General features: G+C 32.9%; 7 protein-coding genes and 2 pseudogenes. 4 read left to right on the top strand and 5 right to left on the bottom strand.

Annotation, left to right across the window (positions count from 1 at the left end):
* Positions 1–376: 376 nt before the first annotated feature.
* Together CN326_RS23300 and CN326_RS23295 are read right to left on the bottom strand one after the other, a co-directional pair.
* On the bottom strand, positions 377–820 hold the full coding sequence (locus CN326_RS23300) for a DUF4275 family protein (protein WP_218007857.1): 444 nt from the start codon (positions 818–820) through the stop codon (positions 377–379).
* 9 nt (positions 821–829) lie between these two features.
* Positions 830–991 (bottom strand): annotated as a pseudogene (locus CN326_RS23295) (IS1595 family transposase); the annotation flags it as partial.
* Between CN326_RS23295 and CN326_RS23290 the strand changes: the two are divergent.
* Positions 987–1,169: pseudogene (locus CN326_RS23290) on the top strand (hypothetical protein); the annotation flags it as partial. The pseudogenes CN326_RS23295 and CN326_RS23290 overlap by 5 nt on opposite strands.
* 3 nt (positions 1,170–1,172) lie before the next feature.
* Entirely contained in the window at positions 1,173–1,625 is a 453-nt protein-coding gene (locus CN326_RS23285) for an SRPBCC family protein (RefSeq protein ID WP_098311320.1), read from the top strand.
* A 56-nt stretch (positions 1,626–1,681) separates the two neighbouring features.
* Here CN326_RS23285 and CN326_RS23280 read toward each other — a convergent pair whose 3' ends face one another.
* Both CN326_RS23280 and CN326_RS23275 read right to left on the bottom strand, forming a co-directional pair.
* Complete coding sequence (locus CN326_RS23280; RefSeq protein ID WP_098311319.1) at positions 1,682–2,143, bottom strand: hypothetical protein; 462 nt, start codon at positions 2,141–2,143, stop codon at positions 1,682–1,684.
* A gap of 239 nt (positions 2,144–2,382) precedes the next feature.
* On the bottom strand, positions 2,383–3,054 hold the full coding sequence (locus CN326_RS23275; RefSeq protein WP_230314949.1) for a hypothetical protein: 672 nt from the start codon (positions 3,052–3,054) through the stop codon (positions 2,383–2,385).
* 311 nt (positions 3,055–3,365) lie between these two features.
* Here CN326_RS23275 and CN326_RS23270 point away from each other — a divergent pair, with 311 nt between their 5' ends.
* Positions 3,366–3,698, top strand: coding sequence for a hypothetical protein (locus CN326_RS23270; protein WP_098311317.1), 333 nt, complete (start codon positions 3,366–3,368; stop codon positions 3,696–3,698).
* Between the two features lie 140 nt (positions 3,699–3,838).
* A complete protein-coding gene (locus tag CN326_RS23265; protein ID WP_098311316.1) occupies positions 3,839–4,297 on the top strand; it encodes a YoqH family protein in 459 nt (152 codons plus the stop codon).
* 138 nt (positions 4,298–4,435) lie between these two features.
* On the opposite strand, the gene CN326_RS25485 is transcribed toward CN326_RS23265, so the two are convergent.
* Positions 4,436–4,603, bottom strand: a complete 168-nt coding sequence (locus CN326_RS25485) for an exopolysaccharide biosynthesis protein (RefSeq protein WP_141525120.1) — start codon at positions 4,601–4,603, stop codon at positions 4,436–4,438.
* Positions 4,604–4,837 lie beyond the last annotated feature (234 nt).

The raw sequence follows: 4,837 nt of genomic DNA, 5'->3' as shown, positions 1-4,837 counted from the left end.
AAACTTTGCAACAGAACCATTTTGATTCTCTTAATAAAATGCTTGTTCTAATCATGTTGACCAGCACACCAAAAGGGGGTGTTTATTTACATGGGGATGAACGAGTAAGTTTCTATCACAACATTGCATTTTATGTTGTGGTAAATGAGGACATATGTTGTACAAAAAAATAGATACAAGCACAATAATATTGCTTGTATCTATTCTTTAAATCTTTCTCATATAAAAACTATAATATTATATAAGAGTTATTGTCTTAATCAATCATATTCTCGTTTTTCTGTTACTTAATAAAAATTTATGTCTGGCTGTTTTATAAAATTACTTAGCTCTTTTCGATTAACTCCACTCGTTAATTGTATGAAAAATAAATTTGTTATTCTTCCGATGGCTGGTAGAAATATGGTCCACAATATTCTTCATGAGTAAAAACATATGTCCATGTAAAATCCGCATCAACTACATAAACATCTTCTATATAACCGTTAATTTCCTTTAATATGTTTTCTGCCTTTAAACTTTTGGCATTTTCAAGTAATAATGCATTTTCTTTGTCTTGGTAAAAAATATAACAACCATTTTTCTTTACCTTATTAAATGCATCCCTAGCTTTTTGTTGTTCTAAACATGGAATTTTATTATAGCTAAAAACGTGCCATAAATGCTGATAAAAATAAATTTTGCTTTTTTGGGATTTGCTTAGATGCTTTGCAAACGCTTCTTCCCACTTTTTTTGAAGCTCTTCGCTTTTGTTCTTTAATTCAATGACTAGGATTCCCTTGGACTTTAACAAGTTAATCTGTTCCATTTTATTCGTCATACTTTCTCCTCACGCTATAATAAATTTGGATTTTCTAAGACTATCATATGTTTCTTCAACTGGAAAAAAGCATGCGAAAATAAGCATATCCTTCAGATTGCTTTTTGTGGCTTCGAATTCAATGGTTTCTAGGAATTGGAACCATGCCAAATAGTGATTAAGATATTTAGCTACAAAGTATCTCGACAACTACCTTACTTGGTTCTTGTTTGTAGATAGCCGTAGCAATGAAAGTACAAAACACAATATTAAAGAATTTCTATTAACATCATTTGTATTTGAAATGACTGATACTTATGATAGTCTACGCTTATCTGTTTTCAATACTAAACAAATGAAAGGTAAATAAAATATGCCTATAATTAAAAACGATATTTATATCGATGCACCAATCAATGTTTGTTTTGATCTTGCGAGAAACGTAGAAGTACACACAGAGACAACAAGTAAAACAAAGGAAAGAGCGATTGATGGTGTTACAGTTGGACTGATGGAAAATGGCGATACAGTTACTTGGGAAGCCACCCATCTTGGCGTAAAACAAAAATTAACAGCTAAGATAATAGAGATGGAAAAACCATATAAATTTACAGATGTTATGGTGAAGGGAGCGTTCCACTCTTTTACGTATACACACGAATTTATAGAAAGTGGCACAGGAACTATTATGAAAGATGCCTTTTCTTATAAATCTCCTTTTGGCATTCTTGGAAAAATAGCTGATAAATTATTTTTAGAAAAATATATGAGAAATTTTATTGTAAATCGTGCAAAAGAGTTAAAAAGGATAGCTGAAAAAAAGTGATGGAACCGCTTCATTATTTTTTTGAAAAAAATCAACATTAAAATTTAACAGAGCCATTATTTAAGTAATGTTTGTAACGCTGTTTCAATATCTGTTTCTAAATTATTTCTTGATGTATCATATAAAGTCCCAGTACCTTTAAAATAACCACCATAGTAATACCATAACTGTATGTAATCTGCATATTCATCATCTTCAACAGTAACATCATTAAAATCTATTATTATTTCAGAACGATATTCTTTTTCTAGACATTTCTCAGAATTTAAGTCTTCTATTTCATCTCCGTCAATATCCCTATTAACCCATATTTTTAGGTTTCGTTTTCCTTTTCTCTCAAATTCATTTATATATTTTTTTTGAAGAACTTTACTATATTCTGATCCTAACCTTTCTAATTCAACTATCTTTCTTTTTAATTCTTCATTTATCTCACTTTCAGAAATTAAAATGTACCTCTCATCTTCTAAATCATTCCCTTTATCTTTTTTAAATAACCTTTTTAATTTATCAAACATTCTTTCCCCTCCACCTAAAGATAATAATATATAAGTTTTCGTTTTTTTTATTGCACTAACGGGGCAGGTTAGTGCAATAAAAAAAACGAAATACCTCCTTTATTAAGATAACATATTCGGTTTATCTATTTTATAGACAGTTAAACTTTGTTTTAAGCCCACAATCTTTTCATTTTAGGGGGGGGGTTCGTTTTCTTAGCTTGATAGCGATGTATGGTGACCCCTATAACGTTCTTGATTTAATTTTCCGTTTCACTATCTTCGTCAGAATATGATATGAACGATTCCATCTCACTTGTCGCTTCGCCGTCTAATTGGTGTGATACACCAAACGTTTTACCTTTCCCGTCATTATTAATTGCAACGTTTATGTCATTTAACAACTTGGTCATATATTCATATGTTTTGCGCATGCTTTTACTGGTAGGTTTCCATTGCCCAACGAATTCTGTTTTCTCCACAGCTTTCCCCTCGGGATCAATGTTAGCAGTTCGAACAAATTGTTCATGCTCAATCCGGCCCGCAAGTGCTCGTAAGTTTTCAAAGTCTTTTTCAAGGTCTACGCCTTTAACTCGAATGTATCTGCCCATAACATATGAAACAGACTTCGCTTTCAGATAGTAATCGTATCCTTCATCAAAATTTGCATCGGCACCTTTCGGGTCTGGTTTTGAAAATTTATCGACTTCATATGCAATCCAACCTTTCGCATTTGTAGGAAAATCGACCGCAGCTCCATCACTATTCATTGATAAATCCTTCCATTCTTTATTCGGATCAGCAACGTTTTTAACCGCTTCTACTTTTGGGCTTGATTTCACCTTTTCATCCGATTTCGTCACTGCGCAAGCTGTTAATACGCTTCCTCCAACGACCATCGTTCCAATAGTGAGTAATATTTTAGATTTCATTTTGGCTCCTTCGCTTTCTCTCATAATCTTTTCTCATTTAACCGTAACATGTTAATAATTCTATCGTTTGAGGATGTATTATACACTCTTATTTCGCAGTAAATTATAGAAAAATACAAAAAATCAAAAAACCTTACGTTCAGTATACTTGACAACATAAAAAGATGATATGAATACCCAATTTCATATCATCTTTTTAAATAACTATTTTATTTGTTAAAGGACTTTATTATTTTTTAACTACTTTATTATTCGTACACATTACTCATTTAGTATAAAATTACACTTATATAAGAAAGGGGTGTAACCAAATGGCTTTTGAATCACTTCCTACTTGGTTTTGGAGTGTTTATTATATTTTTCTATTGTTAGCTTTTGTAACAGCTCTGTACAGCTTATTTAAGAAAAAAGAGAAGTGGTTGTCTGCTTCTGTTGTTTTGACTACCCTTCTTGTTCCATTTGTTTCCCTGCTTTATAGCATAGGACGACCCGAAGGAAAGAATGAAGCAGAACATTTGATTGACGAACTCAAAAGAGGAGAACCTTGGTCTATACTTGTCATTGTAGGTTATATGCTCATTCTCTTCTGGTTTATTCGTCCACTCATTAACAAAGGGAACCAACTGAAAAATAGCGAGATGTGAAGCGAAAAACGGATTTCCGATAATGAGACGTTATGTTAACCGAACATGAATACCATATACAGCCTACTTGTCACGTTTGCTGTGTTCATAATTAAAATCCTGTAAAGGCAAACTAACCTAAAAAAACTTTGGAGGAACTTATGAGACAGTTTATCGTGACATTAGTAATATGTATGACCATTGTTGTAAGCCCGTATCAAGCACAAGCAAGTGCATCAGCATCCCTACCATGCAGTGTTATACTAAATCCACTCAACAAAGCAGACAAGAATGCCAAAGGGGTTGCTTTGGTCTATAAGGTCAAGTTAACACCGAGTTTTCCACGAACAAATATAAGCATTCTGGGTGTACACCTACCTGACCCAAGCACTTTGGGTAATTACGATACATACGAAGGTTTTGCCTTCATTCCAGAGGAAATTAGTTGGCGATTCAAACTGTATCCTTCTAAAGAAGATGATGATCCTACTTGGGCGGGGAGAATTGACATTATTACGGCAGAAATGAAAGGGGTACAGATTCAAGTACGCCCATCCAATTCCAAGACGGAGAAATTAGGATTACCTGTTTTAACAAATAGTATCAAAGCCTGTAAATGAAGAACAGTCCATACAACTTCCAATAACGATAATTATGTGAACACGAAAGTCCCCCAGCTAAACAATCTGGAGGACTTTTAATAGTCTTCTAAATAGGCCCAGTACCAGCGTTGCTGTAACCGGGGGCAAAGTAAAAACTTAACGTTTTTTATTTTTAAAAGGTATGTAGGTTAAAATTAAGCATGCAAAACATATGACAGAAATGATAATTTGCTTCATTGCATCTCTCTCTCTCACTTTTTTCCATCTCTGATTAAGTATAACAGAAATGAATTCTAAAGGGGGGGACAACCAATGTACTAACATAAAACCCACGCTAAGGATTATTCTCAGTGTAACAATACTGAACGTTTATGTTACATGAAGTGCTTAAAAATAATAGATTCTATAACCCTTGAATTCGTTGTAACAAAATACTGTATCAAAAATTATTCGTAACATTATTAATTGAAACCCTTTTTGTTACTGAAAAACATGTATATATTAATAAAATTTGCTACTTTGCCCCTGGTTACAAGAACGCTGGTATTGGGCCTAATA

Origin of the sequence: Bacillus sp. AFS018417, assembly GCF_002560985.1 — a bacterium.
Taxonomy (GTDB): Bacteria; Bacillota; Bacilli; order Bacillales; family Bacillaceae_G; genus Bacillus_A; species Bacillus_A rhizoplanae.
This window is presented reverse-complemented; position numbering and strand designations above follow the sequence as displayed.

What these genes read in the sequence shown, in the direction of transcription:
- CN326_RS23285 (WP_098311320.1), top strand. Translation starts at nt 1,173, where the DNA reads ATGCCTATAATTAAAAACGATATTTATATCGATGCACCAATCAATGTT.
- CN326_RS23300 (WP_218007857.1), bottom strand. Translation starts at nt 820, where the DNA reads ATGACGAATAAAATGGAACAGATTAACTTGTTAAAGTCCAAGGGAATC.
- CN326_RS25485 (WP_141525120.1), bottom strand. Translation starts at nt 4,603, where the DNA reads ATGTTAGTACATTGGTTGTCCCCCCCTTTAGAATTCATTTCTGTTATA.
- CN326_RS23280 (WP_098311319.1), bottom strand. Translation starts at nt 2,143, where the DNA reads ATGTTTGATAAATTAAAAAGGTTATTTAAAAAAGATAAAGGGAATGAT.
- CN326_RS23265 (WP_098311316.1), top strand. Translation starts at nt 3,839, where the DNA reads ATGAGACAGTTTATCGTGACATTAGTAATATGTATGACCATTGTTGTA.
- CN326_RS23270 (WP_098311317.1), top strand. Translation starts at nt 3,366, where the DNA reads ATGGCTTTTGAATCACTTCCTACTTGGTTTTGGAGTGTTTATTATATT.
- CN326_RS23275 (WP_230314949.1), bottom strand. Translation starts at nt 3,054, where the DNA reads ATGAAATCTAAAATATTACTCACTATTGGAACGATGGTCGTTGGAGGA.